The organism is Kineococcus anabasis (assembly GCF_054590795.1).
This window is the reverse complement of record NZ_BAAIHU010000013.1, coordinates 47,418-65,431: the sequence shown is the minus strand read 5'-3', so window position 1 is coordinate 65,431 and position 18,014 is coordinate 47,418. Positions and strand designations below refer to the sequence as shown.

The 18,014-nt window shown below is 77.5% G+C and carries 14 protein-coding genes, 2 tRNA genes and 1 riboswitch; of the genes, 8 read left to right on the top strand and 8 right to left on the bottom strand.

The annotated features are described in order from the left end of the window. Positions 1–54: 54 nt before the first annotated feature. Complete coding sequence (locus ACYQBY_RS20130; protein WP_459645674.1) at positions 55–1,413, bottom strand: OmpA family protein; 1,359 nt, start codon at positions 1,411–1,413, stop codon at positions 55–57. Between the two features lie 202 nt (positions 1,414–1,615). Here ACYQBY_RS20130 and ACYQBY_RS20125 point away from each other — a divergent pair, with 202 nt between their 5' ends. Together ACYQBY_RS20125 and ACYQBY_RS20120 are read left to right on the top strand one after the other, a co-directional pair. Then, on the top strand, positions 1,616–3,505 hold the full coding sequence (locus ACYQBY_RS20125; RefSeq protein ID WP_459645673.1) for a putative bifunctional diguanylate cyclase/phosphodiesterase: 1,890 nt from the start codon (positions 1,616–1,618) through the stop codon (positions 3,503–3,505). 59 nt (positions 3,506–3,564) lie between these two features. Next, complete coding sequence (locus tag ACYQBY_RS20120) at positions 3,565–4,725, top strand: AAA family ATPase (RefSeq protein WP_459645672.1); 1,161 nt, start codon at positions 3,565–3,567, stop codon at positions 4,723–4,725. 133 nt (positions 4,726–4,858) lie between these two features. On the opposite strand, the gene ACYQBY_RS20115 is transcribed toward ACYQBY_RS20120, so the two are convergent. Beyond that, complete coding sequence (locus ACYQBY_RS20115) at positions 4,859–7,108, bottom strand: S8 family serine peptidase (RefSeq protein ID WP_459645671.1); 2,250 nt, start codon at positions 7,106–7,108, stop codon at positions 4,859–4,861. A gap of 200 nt (positions 7,109–7,308) precedes the next feature. Between ACYQBY_RS20115 and ACYQBY_RS20110 the strand changes: the two genes are divergently transcribed. Further along, on the top strand, positions 7,309–8,040 hold the full coding sequence (locus ACYQBY_RS20110; protein ID WP_459645670.1) for a pentapeptide repeat-containing protein: 732 nt from the start codon (positions 7,309–7,311) through the stop codon (positions 8,038–8,040). 63 nt (positions 8,041–8,103) lie between these two features. Here the strand turns inward: ACYQBY_RS20110 and ACYQBY_RS20105 are convergent, their stop codons facing one another. Together ACYQBY_RS20105 and ACYQBY_RS20100 are read right to left on the bottom strand one after the other, a co-directional pair. Continuing rightward, positions 8,104–9,162: an NAD(P)-dependent alcohol dehydrogenase gene (locus tag ACYQBY_RS20105; protein ID WP_459645669.1), complete on the bottom strand. Its 1,059-nt coding sequence runs from the start codon at positions 9,160–9,162 to the stop codon at positions 8,104–8,106. Between the two features lie 17 nt (positions 9,163–9,179). Next, positions 9,180–10,343: a PrsW family intramembrane metalloprotease gene (locus ACYQBY_RS20100; RefSeq protein WP_459645668.1), complete on the bottom strand. Its 1,164-nt coding sequence runs from the start codon at positions 10,341–10,343 to the stop codon at positions 9,180–9,182. 112 nt (positions 10,344–10,455) lie between these two features. On the opposite strand from ACYQBY_RS20100, the gene orn reads away from it, so the two are divergent. Both orn and ACYQBY_RS20090 read left to right on the top strand, forming a co-directional pair. Beyond that, positions 10,456–11,103: an oligoribonuclease gene (gene orn / locus ACYQBY_RS20095; RefSeq protein ID WP_459645689.1), complete on the top strand. Its 648-nt coding sequence runs from the start codon at positions 10,456–10,458 to the stop codon at positions 11,101–11,103. A 108-nt stretch (positions 11,104–11,211) separates the two neighbouring features. After that, positions 11,212–11,284 (top strand) — tRNA-His (locus tag ACYQBY_RS20090). Between the two features lie 98 nt (positions 11,285–11,382). Here the strand turns inward: ACYQBY_RS20090 and ACYQBY_RS20085 are convergent. Beyond that, a complete protein-coding gene (locus ACYQBY_RS20085; protein ID WP_459645667.1) occupies positions 11,383–12,006 on the bottom strand; it encodes a hypothetical protein in 624 nt (207 codons plus the stop codon). Between the two features lie 438 nt (positions 12,007–12,444). On the opposite strand from ACYQBY_RS20085, the gene ACYQBY_RS20080 reads away from it, so the two are divergent. Then, positions 12,445–12,612 carry a hypothetical protein gene (locus tag ACYQBY_RS20080; RefSeq protein WP_459645666.1) on the top strand — a complete coding sequence of 56 codons (168 nt, stop codon included), beginning with the start codon at positions 12,445–12,447 and terminating at the stop codon, positions 12,610–12,612. 48 nt (positions 12,613–12,660) lie between these two features. Continuing rightward, positions 12,661–12,733: transfer RNA gene (locus ACYQBY_RS20075), tRNA-Lys, on the top strand. Between the two features lie 162 nt (positions 12,734–12,895). On the opposite strand, the gene ACYQBY_RS20070 is transcribed toward ACYQBY_RS20075, so the two are convergent. Beyond that, entirely contained in the window at positions 12,896–14,818 is a 1,923-nt protein-coding gene (locus tag ACYQBY_RS20070; RefSeq protein ID WP_459645665.1) for a hypothetical protein, read from the bottom strand. A 485-nt stretch (positions 14,819–15,303) separates the two neighbouring features. Further along, a riboswitch (cyclic di-AMP (ydaO/yuaA leader) is annotated at positions 15,304–15,432 on the top strand. A gap of 5 nt (positions 15,433–15,437) precedes the next feature. Between ACYQBY_RS20070 and ACYQBY_RS20065 the strand changes: the two genes are divergently transcribed. Next, on the top strand, positions 15,438–16,205 hold the full coding sequence (locus ACYQBY_RS20065) for a M15 family metallopeptidase (RefSeq protein ID WP_459645664.1): 768 nt from the start codon (positions 15,438–15,440) through the stop codon (positions 16,203–16,205). Between the two features lie 72 nt (positions 16,206–16,277). Here the strand turns inward: ACYQBY_RS20065 and ACYQBY_RS20060 are convergent, their stop codons facing one another. Beyond that, the gene (locus tag ACYQBY_RS20060; protein WP_459645663.1) at positions 16,278–17,681 is read right to left on the bottom strand and encodes a cytochrome P450; all 1,404 of its coding nucleotides are present in this window, start codon (positions 17,679–17,681) and stop codon (positions 16,278–16,280) included. A gap of 13 nt (positions 17,682–17,694) precedes the next feature. Continuing rightward, a complete protein-coding gene (locus ACYQBY_RS20055) occupies positions 17,695–17,988 on the bottom strand; it encodes a GroES family chaperonin (RefSeq protein ID WP_459645688.1) in 294 nt (97 codons plus the stop codon). Positions 17,989–18,014 lie beyond the last annotated feature (26 nt).

Below are 18,014 nucleotides of genomic sequence, written 5' to 3'. Positions count from 1 at the left end.
GGGTCCCCGGGGCCGTGGTGACCGCTCGCGCGGTCGCCACGGCCCCGGCGCCGTTCAGGGCGCGGGCTCGGCCGCCTGCGGCAGCACCAGCTCCACCCGCCGGTTGAGCTGCCGGGCGGCCGGGTCCGGCGCCCCGTCCGCGGCGACGTCCGGGCGCACCGGCTCCTCCTCACCGCGTCCCGCCGGGCGCAGCGTCGAGCGCGGCGCCCCCAGCGCCGCCAGCCGGTCGGCGACGGCGGCGGCCCGGCGCTCCGACAGCGCCTGGTTGTACCCGCCGTCGCCGGAGGAGTCGGTGTGTCCCACCACGTCCACGGCGGGGGACCCCAGTGCCGCCAGCAGCCCGGAGACCCGCACCAGCAGCTCCTGCCCGTCCGGGCGCACCTCCGCGGAGTCGACGCCGAACAGCACCCCGGCGTCGAGGCGCACGACGGTGCCGCACGCCCGGCCCGCCTGCTGCACCCGGGTGATCCGCGGCACCGACGGGAACGGCGGCAGGCCCTCGCGCACCACCGTCTCCACGGCCCGGGCGAAGCCCGACTCCGCATCCCCGGGCTCCGCGCCCGAGGCACCCACCCGCACCCGCCCCTCCGGCCCGTCGTAGCTGCCGGTGCCGTCCGGGGCGACCCACAGCCGCACACCACCACCCTCGTAGGACCCGGAGCCGTCGGCGCGCACGAACACCCGCAGGTCCGGGGAGCTGTACGTGCCGGAGCCGTCCGCCTGGACGCTGAGCCGCACGCGACCGTCGTCGTGGACGCCCGCGCCGCCGGGCAGGACGGCGACGTGCAGGCCCGGCGCGTCGTACACGCCCGTGCCGTCGCCGGCCACGGTGACCGACACCTCGCCCTCCCGGGCGCTGCCGGCCGCCCCCGTGGACGCGGCCCCGGCGTCCGCCGCGCGCGCCGTCCCCGCCCCGCCGCAGCGCGCGTCGAGCACGGCGATCCCCCGGTACAGGCCCGGCAGCACCCGGAGCCGCTCGGCGACCTGCCGGCTGCCCGCGTCGGTGAGGACGTCCGCCGGCAGGGCGAAGGAGGGCAGCGCCGGCGGCGCCAGCCTCTCCCGCAGGCGGCGCACCGCGTCCCCCGCCGCGCCCGCCGGGCTGCCGGACGGGGTGCCCGCCGGACTGCCGGACGGGCTGCTGGACGGGCTGCCGGACGGGGGCGCGGCCGGGGAGGTCCGCGGAGTCGGAGCGGACCGCGGGTCCCCCGCACCGCCCGGCCCGCCCGCGTCCGGCCCGCCCGCCGTGCACGCCGCGGTGCCCGCCAGCGCCAGCGCCGCCAGCACGCCGGTCGCGCGGACGCCGCGGGAGACGGGCCGGTCGGCGGCGGGGCGGGGCGCGGCGGGCCGGTCGGCGGCGGGGCGGGGCGCGGCGGGCCGGACGGCGGCGGGGCGGGGCCGGGCGCCGTCTCTCACGCGCCGAAGTCTGCCCGAGCCCCCCGGCGCACCCGCCCTCCAGGGCACGTCGCGCCCGGACCGGCGGCCCGGATCCACCCGTCCGGGCCCACCTGCCCCGCTCCACGCGCTTGAGTCCGCCCGCTCCCGTGCCGACACGTCCTGCAGGGCCCGGACCGGCCCGGCCGCCGGCACCGTGCCGCGGACAGGGAGGGGGCGGCGGGTGGACCTGGCGCGCATGTGGCGGTCCCTGTCGTCCGTCGTCGCGGACGAGGTCGCCGACGACGTCTTCCCGCGCCGCCAGCTCGCGGGCGTCCTCGGCCTGCAGTACGTCGTCGGTGGCGCGCTCGCCCTGGCCTACGGGCTGCTCGGGCCGGAGCCGGCCGGTGGGACCGCCGCCTTCCTGGTCTGCGGCACCGTCGCCGTCGTCGCCGGTCTCGTCATGGGCGTGCTGTGCCTCGCACGGCTCTCCGCCAAGACCCTCACGGCCATCTCCCACTCCTGCATCGTCTCCGCGCAGGTGGTCATCGCCGCCGGGCACCTGATCTCCGGGGTCCCCGGCAGCCCGGTGCTGCTCTTCGTGCTGTGGACCGCGCCGTACGCCGGGATCTTCTCCCCCCGCGCGCGCTGGCTGCACCTCGCGGCCTCCGCCGCCGTCATCCTCCTCTCCGCCTGGTGGCTGCCGTGGCCGACGACGGGTCAGACGGTCGTCGAGGTCGCCATCCGCGTCGCCACCGTCGTGGTGAGCACCCTGCTGGTGTCCCGGATGACCGCCGGCCTGCGCCGCAGCGCGACCCAGGACCCGCTCACCGGCCTGCCCAACCGCCGCGTCTTCCACGCGGCCACCCGCGCGGCCCTGGCGCGGCGCTCCGCCCGGGGCGGCTCCGTCCTCGTCCTGCTCCTGGACCTCGACCGCTTCAAGCACGTCAACGACACCTTCGGCCACGAGACCGGCGACGCCCTGCTCCTGCAGGTCGTGCCCCGCCTGCTGTCCACCGCGGGACCCTCCGACGTCGTGGCCCGCCTCGGCGGTGACGAGTTCGCCGTGATGGTCGAGGACCCCGACGGCACGCTCGACGCAGCGCGGGTCGCCGAGCGGCTGCGGAGGGTCTGGACCGAGCCCGTCGACGTCGACGGGCGCGCCCTGCACGTCTCCGGCAGCATCGGCGTGGCCGTCGCCGGGCCCGAGGACACCCCCCGCACCCTGCTGCGGGACGCCGACGCCGCCATGTACGAGTCCAAGCGCACCGCCCCGGGCGGCTTCCTCGTCTTCCACGACGACCTCGCCGAGCGCGCCAACCGGCTGCTGCTGCTCGAGCAGGGCCTGCAGCGCGCCGCCCACCTCGGGGAGCTCGCGGTGCACTACCAGCCCGTCGTGGCGCTCGTCGGGGAGCGGGCCGGGCAGGTCGTCGGCGCCGAGGCCCTGGTGCGCTGGCACAGCGCCGAGCTGGGTCACGTCGGCCCCGACGAGTTCATCCCCGTCGCCGAGCAGGCCGGGCTCATCGGCGCCCTCGGGGACTGGGTCCTCGACCGCGCGCTCGCCGACCTCGCGGGATGGCACGCGCAGGGCGCCGTGGCGCCGGGGTTCCACGTCGCGGTCAACGTCAGCGCCCACCAGCTCACCGCGGACCTGCCGGGGCGGGTGGCCACGCTGCTGGAGCGGTACGGCCTGTGCCCGGCGCACCTGGGCCTGGAGGTCACCGAGAGCGCCGTCATGCACGGCGGCACCGCCCCCGAGGTCCTGGCGCGCCTCAACGACCTGGGGGTGACGCTCCTGCTGGACGACTTCGGGACGGGCTACTCCTCGCTGTCGCAGCTGCGCGAGCTGCCGTTCGACGTGGTCAAGGTGGACCGCTCCTTCGTCGGCGGGATGCTGCGCCACCGCCGCGACCGGGCGCTGGTGCAGGCTGCGCTGTCGCTCGCGGGGGCGCTCGGGATGTCCGTCATCGCCGAGGGCGTGGAGGAGGAGGAGCAGGCCGCGGCGCTGCGCGCGGCGGGCTGCCCGGCCGCCCAGGGCTGGCTGTTCTCCCGCCCGGTACCGGCCGCCGCGCTGCCCGCGGCGGTGCGCGCCGCCGCGCGGGACGTCCCCGGGGTCCCGGCGCCCGTGCACTGACCCGCTCGCCGCACCCGCACCGGTGTCGCGCCGGTGCGCGGGCTCCTACAGTGCGGTGCGTGCGCGTGCTGTGGGTCTACGGGCCTCCCGGCGCCGGCAAGTCGACCACCTGCTGGGAGCTGCACCAGCACCTGGGTGCCGCCGGGCTCGCCTCGGCCCACGTCGACGTCGACCAGCTCGGCATGTGCTTCCCCGCGCGCCCGGAGGACCCCGACCGCGAGCTGATCAAGGCCCGCGCCCTGGGGCGCCTGCTGCCGGTCCTCGCCCGCGAGGGGGCGCGGCTCCTCGTCGTCTCCGGCGTGCTGGCCCCCTCCACGGTCGCGCTCGCCACCGGCCTGCTGGGCGGGGTGACGCCCGTGTTCTGCCGCCTGGAGCTGCCGGACCACGAGCTGAGGCGGCGACTGGCGGAGCGCGGGGAGGACGAGGCGGAGTTCCGCCGGGTCCGGCGGGAGGCCGCCGGGCTGTCGGTGGCGCTGCCGGGGCACCCGGTGGTGGACGCGGACGGGCTGGAGCCCGCGCGGGTGGCCGCGGCCGTGCTGGAGCGCACCGGCGTCCTCGACGACCTGCCCCCCTCGCGCCCGGGCGCACGACCGGGCGCACCACCGGGCACGGGTCTGCCGGGCGGCCCGCCCGGCAGGGTGCTGTGGCTGTGCGGCCCGGGTGCGGTGGGCAAGTCCGTCGCCGGCTGGGCCGTGTTCCAGGAGCTGCTGCGGCGCGGGCACACGGCCGCCTACCTGGACGCCGAGCAGCTGGGCTTCCTGCACCAGGTCCCCGGCGGGGACCCGCACCGGCTGAGGGCGGCGGGCGTGGGCGCCGTGTGGCGGGAGCACTCCGCCGCGGGGGCCACGCACCTGCTGCTGGCCGGGTCCGTGCGCTCGGCCCGGGACGTCGACGCGTACCGCAGGGCCCTGGCGGGAGCGGACGTCACCCTGTTCCGCCTGCACGCCGACGAGGCCACCCTGCGCGGGCGCGTCGCCGCGCGCGGGCGGGGCGAGGCGCCGCGCCTGGCCGGGGACCGGCTCGTCGGCGCGCCGCAGGCCGTGCTGCGGCGCGCGCTGGCCGGTGCGCTGGAGGAGCAGCGGCGCCTGGCGGCGGAGGGGACGGGGGACGTCGTCGTGCACACCTCGGGCCGGACGCCGGCGGAGGTGGCCGCCGCGGTCCTCGCGCACGCCTGGCCGGCCGGGGGCCGGACGGCGACGGGGCCTGACGGCAGCACCTGACCGACGAGGGCGCCCGGCGACGGGGCCTGACCGACGAGGGCGCCCGGCGACGGGGCCTGACCGACGAGGGCGCCCCGTGGACGCGGGGTCCACGGGGCGCTGTCCCGCTCAGCGGGTCACCGGGTCGCGGCCGTCACCTCAGGGTGATGGAGCCGTACCGGAAGTCCTGCCGCACACCGCCGGTGACGGTGTACTCGCCGGTGCGGGGGAACCCGAGGCGGCTCCTCTCGGCGCCGTCGCGGACCCACGCGTCACGCATCGCGCCCTTGAGGACGTGCGCACCGGTGGCGGAGGACCACAGGATCGAGCCGCGCTCGAACGTGGTCGTGGTGCCGCCCTGCACCACCAGCTCGGCGGTGGTGGGCCAGCCGAGCAGGCCCTTCTCGGCCCCGGCGCGCAGGTAGGCGTCGCGGACCGCGCCCCTCAGGTTCACGGTCACGCCGTTGCGGGTCCAGCTCGTCGACCCGTCGGCCTTGTTCACCACGGACGTCGGGGAGGTCGTCGGCGTCGGGCTGCTCGTCGGCCGCGGCGAGGCGGTCGGCGTCGGCGTCGGGGAGGTGGTCGGTGCGGGGCTCGGCGCCGGGGACACCGTCAGGTTCACCGGCTGCACCCCGGCACCACCGCCGGCGGCGGCGCGCACCGAGAAGGCCGAGGTGCCCGCGGTCGTCGGCGTGCCCGAGAGGACACCCGTCGCCCCGTTGAGCACCAGGCCGGCGGGCAGGACGCCGGAGGCCAGCGACCACGTCACCGCGGAGGTGCCCGACGCGGTGAACGTGTGCGAGTACGCACGGCCCTGGACCGCGCCCGCGGGGGCGGAGGAGGTGACCACCGGCGCCGGTGCGACCGCACCCACGGTGAGCCTCACCGCCGCCGTCGCGGTCGCCCCGAACCCGTCCGTGACCGTGTAGGAGAACTCCGTGGACCCCGTCCACGCCGTCGTCGGCGGGGTGTAGGAGACGACGCCGCCGGCGAGCCGCGCGGAGCCCTGGGCGGGCTGGGAGACGCCCACGATGCGCAGGCCGTGCCCGTCGGCGTCGGTGTCGTTGCCCAGCAGGCCCGTGACGGCGGCCGCCGGGCCCGCGGGGCGGGTCACGGAGTCGGGGCCGGGCTGCGGGGCGCGGTTCGCGGGCGCCGGCAGGCCCCCGAGCGCACGGGCCGCGCCCACCGCGGCGGCGGCCTGGACCAGGCCCGCGCCGAACCGGTCGTCGCGCCCGGGGGCGCCGAGGTCCTGCGCGGACCCCTTGAGGACCTGCTCCACCTGGTCGGGGGTGAGCTGCGGGTTCGCCGCCTTCACCAGCGCCGCGACGGCGGCCACGTGCGGGGAGGCCATGGACGTCCCGTTCCACGTGCCGTACCCGGTGGGCAGTGTGGAGGTCACGGCCACACCGGGGGCCGCGACGTCGATCTGCGGGCCGTACTCGCTGAAGGACGCGAACCGGTCCGCGGAGTCGGTGGCGCTGACACCGATGACGCCGCGGTCGGCGGCCGGGTACATGACCGGGTTGCCGTTGGCGCCGCTGTTGCCGGCGGCGGCGACGAGCACGACGCCCTTGCTGCGCGCGTAGTCCAGCGCGGCGGTCACGGTGGAGTTCTGGGCCGTCATGCCGAGGCTCATGTTGATGACGTGCGCACCGTTGTCCGCGGCCCACACGATGCCCTTGGCGATGGCGGTGGAGGTGCCGCCGCCGGAGTTGCCGAGCACCTTCACGGGAAGGATCGTCACGCCGTCGGCGATGCCGTTGACGCCGCCGTTGCCGACGGCCGCGGCGATGGTCCCTGCCACGTGGGTGCCGTGCCCGTGCCCGTCGGCGCGAGCGGTGCCGGCGTCGGCGGAGAAGTTGGCGCCGGCGAGCACGCGCGGCAGGTCGGGGTGGACGGCGGTCCCGGTGTCGAGGACGGCGACGACGAGCCTGCCGAGCGCCGGGACGAGCGAGGGGTTCACGACCGGGGAGCCGATGCGCACGTCGCCCCACTGCGACGGCGTGTGGTCGGGCTCGGCGGTGACGTGCGCGCGCTCGGCGACGTCGGCGGTGACCACCCCGGGCTGGGCGTCGAGGAGACTCGCCGCACGGGCGGCGGCGGAGCGGTCGGCGGAGGTGACCTGCACGACGCGCACGCCCTGGGGGGTGCTCACCAGCGCGTCGACGGAGACGCCGCCACCACGGGTCAGCTCGCCGAAGGCGCTGGTCTCGGCCGGGGAGAGCTGCGCGCGCACGGACCCGGGCAGCGCGGCGAGGTCGCCCGGGGCGGGGGCCGCGGCCAGCGCGCCGGGGGCCGAGGCGAGCACCGAGGCGCCGGTCAGGACGGCGAGGGCGCGGGCGAGCGTCCGGGCCGGCTTCCGGGCCGGCACGGCGCGGGCGGCCGTGGTGTTCGTGGGGGACATCGGGGCTCCAGATCGGCGGGGCGGCCGGGCCGAGGTGCCTCGGCCCACAGGTTCTCCGTCAGTGATCGTCCGGGCGCCCGGTCCACTGCATCGGCCGACCGGGGAGACCCTCCCGGCGGCGCCGGTCACCCTCCGGCACCCCGCCCGCCGCCCCGCCCGCCGCCCTGCCCGCCGCGCCCGCGTCCCGCTACGGTGCCCGGGTGACGACGGAGCCCGGCCGCCGCGGAGCCGCACCGCACGACAGCGGGCTGCCGGTGCTCTCCCCGGCCGACCTCACCGGCCCGCGCGCGCAGGAGGTGCTGGGGGACCGCGGCTCCCCGCACGCCGTCGTCGGCTGCGACCTGGCGGAGGCGGACCTGCGGGAGCTGGACCTGGACGGGTGGGTGTTCGACGGCTGCCGGCTCGACGGGGCCGTCCTGACGGGCTCACAGCTCGGCGGCACGACGTGGCGCGGCGGCAGCGCCGTGGGGGCGCGGTTCACCCGCGCCGACCTGCTCGACGCCTCCTTCACGTCGGTGGACGGCTCCTGGGCCCGCTTCGACGGGGCGCTGCTCACGGGGGCCTCGTTCAGCGGCTGCCGGCTGCTGGGCGCGGAGTTCTCCGGTTGCCGCGGAACGGGCTTCGACGTCGCCGGCAGCAACCTGTCGGCCGCCGTGCTGGACGGGGTGGGTTTCCCCCGAGCGACGCTGCGGGGGGTCCGCCTCGACGACGCGAGCCTGCGCGGGTGCGACCTGCGCGGGGCGGTGCTGGAGGACTGCCGCCTGCGGGACGCGGACCTGGAGGGCGCGCGCCTGCAGGGGGCGGACCTGCGCGGGTGCGACCTCGGGCACGTCGACGCCGCGCGGCTGGTGCTGCTGCGCGGAGCGGTGCTGTCCCCCGCGCAGGCCGCGGACGTCCTCGGGTCGGCGTTCGGCGTCGTGGTGGCCGGCTGACCCGGCGGTGTGCCGGTTCGGCCGGTGCCGGCCGGTGCCGGCCGGGGTGCGGGGCGCCCGGTGTCAGGCGGGCACCCCGCCGGGCAGGACCACCGACTTGATCGAGCCCGGCGTCGAGCCGGACGTCAGCGCCGCCTCCACCTCGTCCAGCCCGAAGCGGCCCGTGACCAGCCCGTCGAGGTCCACGGCACCCGAGGCCGCCAGGGCGATCGCCGCGGGGTAGGTGTTCGCGTAGCGGAAGGTCCCCGTGAGGGTGATCTCGCGGTTCTGCAGGTACGACACGGGCAGCGTGGCCTCGTCGGCGCCCATGCCGACGAGCACGACCGTGCCGGCGGGGCGCACGGCGCGGATCCCGGCCGCGACGGCGGGCTGGGCGCCGGAGCAGTCGACGAAGGCGTCGGCCCCCAGACCCTCCGGGGAACCCGCGGCCGGGTCCAGCACCGACGTGGCGCCGAACCGCAGGGCGGCCTCGCGCCGGCCCGCGTCGATGTCGGAGACGACGACCTCCGCCGCGCCGAGGGCACGGGCGACCTGCGCGGTGACCAGCCCGATCGGCCCGGCACCCGCGACGTAGAGCCTGCTGCCGGCGGTGACGCCGGCCTTGCGGCAGGCCCACACGCCCACCGACAGCGGCTCGATCAGGCCTGCAGCGTCGTCGCTCAGGGAGTCGGGGACGGCGTAGGTGAAGTCCGCGTCGTGGACGACGTACTCGCAGAACGCCCCGTCCACCGGCGGCGTGGCGAAGAACCGCACGTCGGGGCAGAGGTTGTAGCGGCCCGCGCGGCACTGCGCGCAGCGCCGGCACGGCACCCCCGGTTCCAGGGCGACCCGCTCCCCCACGCGTGCGGCGTCGACGCCCGCGCCGACCGCGACGACGCGCCCGCCCGCCTCGTGGCCCAGCACGAGCGGGGCCTCCACGACGAACTCCCCGATGCGCCCGTGCCGGTGGTAGTGGACGTCGGAGCCGCACACGCCGACGGACCCGATCCGCACGAGCACCTCACCCGGCCCCGGGCGCGGCACCGGCCGCTCCTCCACCGCCAGCTCCAGCGCCCGGCGCAGCACGCTCACCCGCATCGCCGGGGGCACACCGTCCGCCCCGTCGGCTCCCTGTCCGCTCATCCCGCCCGTCCTCTCCGTCACCACGCCTGCCGCCCCACCGCGAGCGGGGCGAGGAAGACCTGCCGCGCCGCCGCGATGCGGTGCAGCAGGGACATCTCGTCGGCCACGGTCCGCGCCTCGGTGCCGCGCAGCGCGCGGTCGCGGCGGAACGCCAGGGCGCTGGCGAGGTTCTGGAACTCCCCCATGGCCGAGCGCGCCGGCGCGCCACCGGTGCGCTCCGCCCAGGCGCGGGCCTCCCGGCGCCGGCGGGAGGAGGCGAGCATGTCGACCTCGGCGTCGCTCAGCCAGCCGGTGGCGGCGTAGACGCGCAGGTGCCGGGCGATGAGCCGGGCCTCCCGGGCGCGGGCGACCAGGGCCAGGACCACCGCCGCGGCGAAGATCGGCACCTGCAGCAGCACGTACGTGGGCAGGAACAGCCCCACGCTGGCGCTGCCGTTCCACAGGGCGTGCAGCAGGACCGCCACGGCGAAACCCGCGAGCGGGGCGATCAGCCGCACCAGGGGGTTGCGGCTGCGCGCGGCGATGCCCAGGCCCACGCCGGTGGCCATGGTGAACAGGGGGTGCGCGAACGGGGAGGCGATGCAGCGCAGCACGAACACCACCGCCAGTGACGCGGGGCCGTCGGTCTGCAGCGCACGCCCGAGGTAGAGGACGTTCTCCAGGAACGCGAAACCGACGCCGACGAAGACCGCGTACACGATGCCGTCCACGACACCGTCGAAGTGCCTGCGCTGCACCAGGACGATCAGCAGGATCGCGGCACCCTTGAGCGTCTCCTCCACCACGGGCGCCAGCACCACGGAGGGGTCGGTGAAGCTGGCACCGGAACGCAGCAGCAGGAACGAGCCGGCGGTGTTGAGCACGAGCGCCCCGAGGGTCGCCACGCACGCCCCCCACCCGAACGCGAACGCCAGCAGGTGCGGCGGCTCGGCCTCGTGCCGGTCCAGCCACAGCACGCAGGCCAGGACGGGGCCGACGGGGATCGCCGCGAGCAGCACCCCGTACAGGAGCCCGTCGGGGCCGACCTCGGTGGTCACCGCACCCAGGCTCAGCAGCCCGCAGCCGAGCAGGATGAGGACGGTGAACACCGTCAGCGGCAGCCGCCGCAGCGATCCGCCGCGGACGCCGGCCGCCGGCGGGGCGGCACCTGGGGAGGGCATCAGCGGCGCCTGGTCCGACATGGACGCGAGGTTAGCCCCGCGCCGGGAGGTCGGCTCCCGGAAGCCGCGGGCCACGCCGCGGTCGCTGGCCTAGGCTGGCGCGGTGAGCAGCAACGCCGCCCAGGGGTCCCCGATCGGGGCGCAGGACAAGCCGCAGGACCGGGTCCAGGACCGGATCGTCTGGATCGACTGCGAGATGACGGGCCTGGACCTGGAGCGTGACGCCCTCGTCGAGGTCGCGGCCCTCGTCACCGACGCCGACCTCAACGTGCTCGGCACCGGTGTCGACGTGGTCGTCAAGCCCCCGGACGCCGCCCTGGAGGCCATGGACCCGGTGGTCGTGTCCATGCACACCTCCTCGGGGCTGCTGGCCGAGCTGCCCGCCGGCCGCACGCTGGCGGAGGCCGAGGCGGCGGTCCTGGAGTACGTGCGGACCTGGGTGCCCGAGGCGCGCAAGGCGCCCCTGGCGGGCAGTTCCGTGCACACCGACCGCGCGTTCCTCACCCGGGACATGCCGGGTCTCGTGGGGCACCTGCACTACCGGATCGTCGACGTGTCCTCCCTGAAGGAGCTGGCGCGCCGCTGGTTCCCGCGCGTGTACTTCAACACGCCGAAGAAGCACGGCGGGCACCGGGCGCTGGCCGACATCCGCGAGAGCATCCAGGAGCTGAAGTACTACCGGGAGGTCCTCTTCGTGCAGGACCCCGGGCCGGACTCGGTGACGGCGCGCGCCGCGGGGAGCCGGCTGGAGCTGCGCCCGCAGGTGGCCGAGGCGGACTGAGGTCCGCCCCGTCCCGGCCCGCGGGGCCCGGCCGGGTGACCGGTGGCGAGCACACCCTCGGCAGCGGCTATGCTTCTTCCGTCGCGCGTCGCTCCGACGCCGCGCGTGGTGGGTGTAGCTCAGCTGGTAGAGCACCTGGTTGTGGTCCAGGAAGTCGCGGGTTCAAGTCCCGTCACTCACCCCTCGGGAGAGCCCGGTCGCCCAGCGGCCGGGCTCTCCGCGTTCCCGGCTGCTCCCGCACCGGCGGGCTGGACCACGCCTCCCGGATGCGGGTCCCGGTCAGCGTCCCGGGGTCTCCCCCAGCGGCCCGGGCCGCGCCGCCAGCACCGCTTCCTCCAGCCGGCCCCGCAGCCACGCCAGGTACGCGTCGCGGTCCGCGCGCAGCTCCAGGGGGACGAGGTGGCGCCCACCGGGCAGGCGCAGGCACTGCCGCCCCCGCACCGGCAGGTGGACGAGCACCAGGTCGACCGGTGGCATGCGGCGCCCGGTGCTCACCTCGAGGTCGTGCACGAGGCCGACCTCGAACAGGGCCGTGGGCACGCGTCGAACCAGCCGGCGCTCCCGCTCCCGCTGGGCCGCGCACCACTGCACGGCGTCCTCCAGCAGCAGCTCGGCCAGACCGCGCAGCTCCGGCATCCCGCGCAGCCCCGGGAAGGTGGGCGGCAGGACGCCGGTGAGCGCGCCGGGGCCGTCGGCGAGGGCGCCGGCCCACCACCGCGACCACTGCGCGGCGGCGGGTCCCACGCCGGGCAGGCCCTCGTGCGCGGGGACGGGCGGGTCCGCCGCGGGGACGTGCGGCACGGGGGGCCGCAGGCAGGCGGCGTCGCGCAGGTACAGGCCCAGGAGCAGCTCCTGCGGCATGCTGGTGCGGATCGACCACCCCCACACCGTGACCACCCCCATGCCGCCGCACGGCCCACCCTCCGCAGTCTCCGGCGCGCGGCGCGCCCCGTCCACCGGGATCCGGCCGTCCCGCGGGCGGCCGGCGGGTCCCGGGGGTGGACGCGGTGCGCGGCGCGGTCCGCTCTGGGGCTGACCCGGTGTCACGCCGCCGTCCGATGCGCCGGGCCGGTGCCGCTCCCTAGCGTCGTGGTCATGATCTCCCCGCTCGAGCGCGCCACCCTCCGCCGCAGGCAGCGACGCCGTCTCGCCGCGGCCCTCCGCGCCGGGCACCTGCCCTCGGCGGTGTCACGGGCCGGGCGCGCCGTCCAGCCGGAGAGCGGGGCCCTGCTCCGAAAGCGTTGTCCCGAGCCGGGCTCCTCAAGCACCGGCATCCTCACGACGAACTAGTTCTCGACCCCCCCGAGGAACCACCTCGGCACCACCACCCGGAGGACGCACATGTCGCACCAGGACCACGGGAGCAACCCCGAGCCGGCGCTGTCGATGCTGCAGGACCACATCCCGCTGTCGCTGATCATGGACATGGTGGCTCCGGACGGCCCGCACTCGCGCGAGCTGCTGGAGACCGAGGGACTGCCGGAGCAGGAGTGGTGGACCCGCGGCTGAAGCCGATTTCGCTCCTGCCGAGCACGCCTGCTAGGGTTTCGACCCGTTGCGCCGTTAGCTCAATTGGCAGAGCAGCTGACTCTTAATCAGCGGGTTCGGGGTTCGAGTCCCTGACGGCGCACTCGCGAGAAGACAGGCCCCCTGAGCATGCTCAGGGGGCCTGTCCCGCGTTCCGGGGCGTCCCGCCGGACGGATCGAGGACCCGGCGCCGGCCCGCCCCCGCAGCCCCCGGACCCCGGGTCCCCGGGCGGCGGGGTCCCCGCCGCCCGGGGTCCGCCCCGGCTCAGGCGGTGCCGCCGCCCGCCGCCGTGGTGGCACGTCCGGGCACGGCAGCCGGCGCCGGGCCCGCCGCAGCGTCCGGATCGCCGCCCGGCCCCCCGTCCGGAACGCTGTCCGGCTCGACGACCTGGGAGGTGCTCAGCCGCCGGCCGTACCGGACCCCGAGCACCAGCAGCGCCAGACCCACGCCGAGGTAGGCCCCCACCCGCTGGATGCCCTCCAGCACGCTGGCGTCGACGAGGACCTTGAGGACGGCCGCGCCCATCGCCACCAGGCCCGCGTCGCGCAGGGCCGCCACGCGGGCCCGGGACAGGAAGGCGCCGAGGAGCGCGAAACCGACGGCGGCGAAGCCGAGGGTCGTGACGAGGTGCCCGAGGAGGAAGCCGTCGGTCCCCGGGACGAGCAGGACACCGGCGGGGACCGCGGCGGCGGCGGTGCCGTACCAGAGCAGGACGAGCGCCGGGCACCACACCGACGGCACCGGCAGGGCGGCCGGCCACAGCCGCCCCAGCGCCCCGGCGGTGGAGAGGACCCACACCACGAGCAGCACGGCGGAGAGGACGTCCGGCCACGAGGCCGTGCCGGCGAGCGCGGAGGGGTCGACGAGGTCCGTCGGCAGGACCCGCGCCAGCAGCTGGGTGAGGGCCACGAGGCCGAAGGCCAGGGAGGTGACGAACGCGGTCCTGGTGCGGGAGACGTGGCTCAGCGCGTCCAGCGCGAGCGCCTGCCCCAGCAGGAAGGCCACCGCGTACGGGGCGGCCACCAGGTGCAGCGTCATCGCCAGGACGAACGAGGCGGCGACCGCCCACAGCGTGGTGCGCACGGCCACCCCGGCAGGCCTGCGGCCGCGGCCGGTCAGCAGCGCGGCGGCGGCGAGCAGGACGGACAGCGGCGCGAGGACCGCGACGACGAACCGGTCACCGCCCTGGATCTGCACGAGCGTGAAGACCGGCACGGCGTACACGGCGGCGGCCACCGCCAGGTAGCGGTCCTGCCGGGGGTCGCGCGAGCCGAGCAGGGCCCACGCCCAGACGAGCACGGGGGCGGCGAGGGTCACCGCCAGCACGGCACCCCGGGGCTCCAGCCCGGCGAGCGGCGCCGCCGAGGTGGTGTGCAGCCACAGCAGCGCGAGGACGGCGACGTGCAGGGTGCGCCAGCGCGGGCGCGCCCGCAGGACCCGGGCACAGCCCAGCGCCAGCACGAGGACGTGCGCACCCACGAGGTGCAGGCCCTCCAGGCCCGCGACGAACGGCACGAGGGCGCAGACCGCGGTGACCGCGACGACGCCGAGCGCCTCGCTGGACCACCGGCGGGCCACCTCCAGACCCGCCAGGGCGAGCGCCACCGCGGCCAGCAGCCCCGGCACGGGGTGCAGCCACCCGTAGACGGCGGTCGTCGCCACGAGGGTGAGGTAGAGGCCGGTGAGACCGACGGCGGCGAGGGACACCGCGCCGGCGCCGGTCCCGGCGCGGGTGCGGACCCGCGCGCCGGCGGCGAGCAGGCCCAGGGACAGCACCGCCAGGGACACCGTGCGCGGCACGGGGCCGAAGACGCCGTGCCGCACACCGAGGACGACGAGGTAGGTGACGCCGACGAGGGTGATGACGGTGCCCACGGCGGCGAAGAGGCGCGAGAGCAGCCTCTCGCGGTCGGCGCCCGTGGACGGCCGCGGCTCCCGCCGCCCGCGCGGCGGGGGCGCGTAGGGCTGGGCCTGGGGCGGGGCCTGGGGCGCCGGTACCGGCGGGTGCAGCACGGCGGTCGGTGCGGGCGACGGCACGGCGGCCGGTGCGGGCGGGTCCGCGCGGGGGGCCGCGGGACGTACGGCGTCCTCGAGGGAGTCGAGGCGGGCGTGCAGGGCGCGCACGCCGTCGTCGAGGCGGCGGAACTCCTCGGCGAGGTACTGCCGCAGCTCATCAGGGGCGGTCATGAGGGCTCCAGGTGTCGGCCGCACCCGGGCGCGGTGCACTCCGGTGGGCTGGTGGTCGACCGACGGTAACGCTAGGGAGCGTTGCGCGACGGATGCGTCGGGAATTCGGCTCGCGGCCTCATCCGTTCGGTGCGATCCGGCCCTGCGTGTTCACCCGGACGGGCTCACGCGATACCGCCACCCACCCGGGAATCACGTTTCGCACCGGCTTCAGAACTGTGCGCCACGTGTTCACCGTCGCCGCACCACCACCCTGCGCCACGAAGGTCCCCACAATGAGCAACGAGTCGCTGACGCAGCGAAACATGTTGTGTCACTTGACATCTCGCTCCCTGGACAACCGTGACCCCGACGTGACATCCCCGCCCCGCTCGGGTTAGGGTCGCGCCGCTTCCCGCCGTGCGGTGGGAAGTCCTGGTGCGGACGCCGAGCCCTGCCACCGCCCCAGGTCCCGCGAGAACGCATGGCAGGGGTGGGGGAACCACTTTCTCGGGCCGCTCGGTCCTGACTCCGGTCGGGTGCGGGTGGTCCTCGGGGTGAAGCCGGTGCGAACCGGCCGGGCGATACTCCCGTCCGAACCCGACAGCTCACCTCGCAGGCGTCGGAGAGGTTCACCACCTTGTCGACCCGCCCTCCGGCGCGCCACCGCGCCGCCGCGCGCCCGCTCACCCCGCTGACGACCGCCACCACCAGCCTGCGCCGGACCGTGTACGCCGCGGGGCGCGGCACCGCCGTCGTGGCCGCCTCGACCGGCCTGGTCGTCTCCCTCACCGGCGCCGCGGACGCCGCCGTCCGCGGTGGCACCGCCACGGCCGTCGCGGGCGGCGCCACGGCCGTCGTGGGCGGCGCCGCGGCGGGCCTCGCCGGCGCCGCGTTCGGCGCCGTGCAGACCGCGGCCGTCGCCGCCCCCGTGGCCGCGCCCGTCGTGGTCGCGGTGGAGACGAGCTTCGCCGCCCTGCCGGAGGCGCCCCCGCCGCCGCCGCAGCGGGACGCCGACGGCGTCCCCGCCGACCTCGTGCGCTTCGGCAACGGCAGCCTGCCGCCGGAGGCGCTGCACCCGATCGGCCAGGGCGCGCACGCCATGTGGGCCCCGGCGGCGGAAGCCTTCCAGCGCATGTCCGAGGCCGCGGGCCGCGACGGGATCACCCTGCGCGTCACCGACTCCTACCGCTCCTACGCCGAGCAGGTCGCCCTCGCGGTGCGCAAGGGTCTCTACGGCCACGGGGGCCTCGCCGCCCGGCCGGGTACGAGCAACCACGGCTGGGGGCTCAGCATCGACGTGGACACCGCGAACGGGACGCTGGAGTGGCTGCGCGCCCACGCGGCGGAGTTCGGCTACGACGAGGACGTGCCCGGCGAGCCCTGGCACTGGACGTACACCGCCTGACCCGCACCACCGCACGTCTCCCCGCGGCCCCGCCGCGCGGCCTCCCGGCCGTGCGGTGGGGCCGTCGCCGCGTCAGGCGCGCCGGCGCGCGGAGACCAGCAGCGGCATCCCCCCCGCGGGGCGCAGGGTGACGAGCGACTCCACGCGGGGCTCCGGGCCGGGCGCGGGGCGCAGGGCGTGGTCCCGCAGCAGGGACGCGAGCACCAGCACACCCTCCACCAGCGCCACGTCCCGCCCGATGCACAGCCGCGGCCCGGCCCCGAACGGCACGTAGCCCTCCCGGCGCACCCGCTCCAGGAACCGCCCCGGGCGGAACGCCTCGGGGTCCTCCCACAGCGCCGGGTGCCGGTGCAGCGCCCACGTGCAGACGATGACGAGCGTGCCCGCGGGGACCGGCACCCCCGCCACCACGTCGTCGGCCAGGGCGCGGCGCGTCACCACCCACGCCGGCGGGTACAGGCGGAGGGACTCCTCCAGGACGGCGCGGGTGAACGGCAGCGCCTGCAGGTCGTCCCAGCCGGGCTCGCGGCCGCCCGGCCCCCCGAGGACGGCGTCCAGCTCGGCGTGCAGCCGCGCCTGCTCCCCCGGGTGGCGCGCGAGCAGGTGCAGCGTCCACGTCAGCGCCGAGGCCACCGTCTCGTGGCCGGCCACCACGAACGTCACCAGCTCGTCGCGCACCTGCCCGGGGGGCAGCCCGGCGCGCAGCAGCAGCGCCAGGACGTCGGTGTCGTCCGGGCCCACGCCCGCCTCCCGGCGCAGCCGCACCAGCAGCTCGCACACCTCGTCCACGCGCGCCACCGCCCGGCGCAGCCGCCGCCTCCTCGGGGTGGGCCAGGACGCCGGGACCGGGCTGCTCGCACCCGCCACGACCGCCGCCAGCGCCTCCTCCACCGCCGCCACGAGCCGGTGCGCGGCCGGGGCCAGCGCCTCGCCCGCCAGGTCGGTGTCGGCCAGCAGGTGGCCCACGACCTCCAGCGCGGCGGCGAAGAGGCCCTCCGCGACGTCCACGGGCTCCTGCGGGCCGGCCTGCGCCCACCGCGCGCGCACCCGCCGGGCCGCGACGCCCGCCTGCCGGGCGACGGCGTCGAGGCGGCCGTGGTGGAACGCGGGCTGCACCACGCGCCGGTGCCGCCGCCAGGTCTCCCCGTCGCTCGTGAGCAGGCCCTGGCCGGTGACGGCGGACAGGGCGCCGTACTGGATCGTGTCGCGGCCGTAGGAGCGCGCGTTGTCCACCAGGACCCGGCGCACCCCCGCGGGGTCGTTGAGCAGCAGGACGTGCGTGCGGGGCAGGGGGAAGGCCACCACGTCGCCGTGGCGGCGGACGAGGCCGGTGAGGAAGTCCACGGCGCTGCGCCGGATCGCCGGGACGGCGCGGACCATCTCCCACGGCGTGGGGCCGTCCGCCTGCAGGGACGTGTACCGGGCGTTGCGGCGGGGGCGCGCCGGGGCGGCGTCCCCGCCGGACGGGAGCGTCACGGGCGCCGGCAGGTCAGAGGTACAGCCCCGTCTGGCCGTCCTGCACGCGGGGGGCCGCCACCGCGTGCAGGTCCCGCTCGCGCAGCAGGACGTACCCCTTGCCGTGCAGCTCGACCTCCGCACGGTCCTCGGGGTCGAACAGCACCCGGTCGCCGACCTCCACCGAGCGGACGTGCTGGCCCCGGGCGACGACCTCCGCCCAGGCGAGGCGCCTGCCGACGGCGGCGGTGGCGGGGATGAGGATGCCCGCGCTGGAGGTCCGCTCCCCCGCGTCCTCCTGGCTGACGAGGACGCGGTCGTGCAGCATCCGCACGGGCAGGCGGGAGGCGGGAG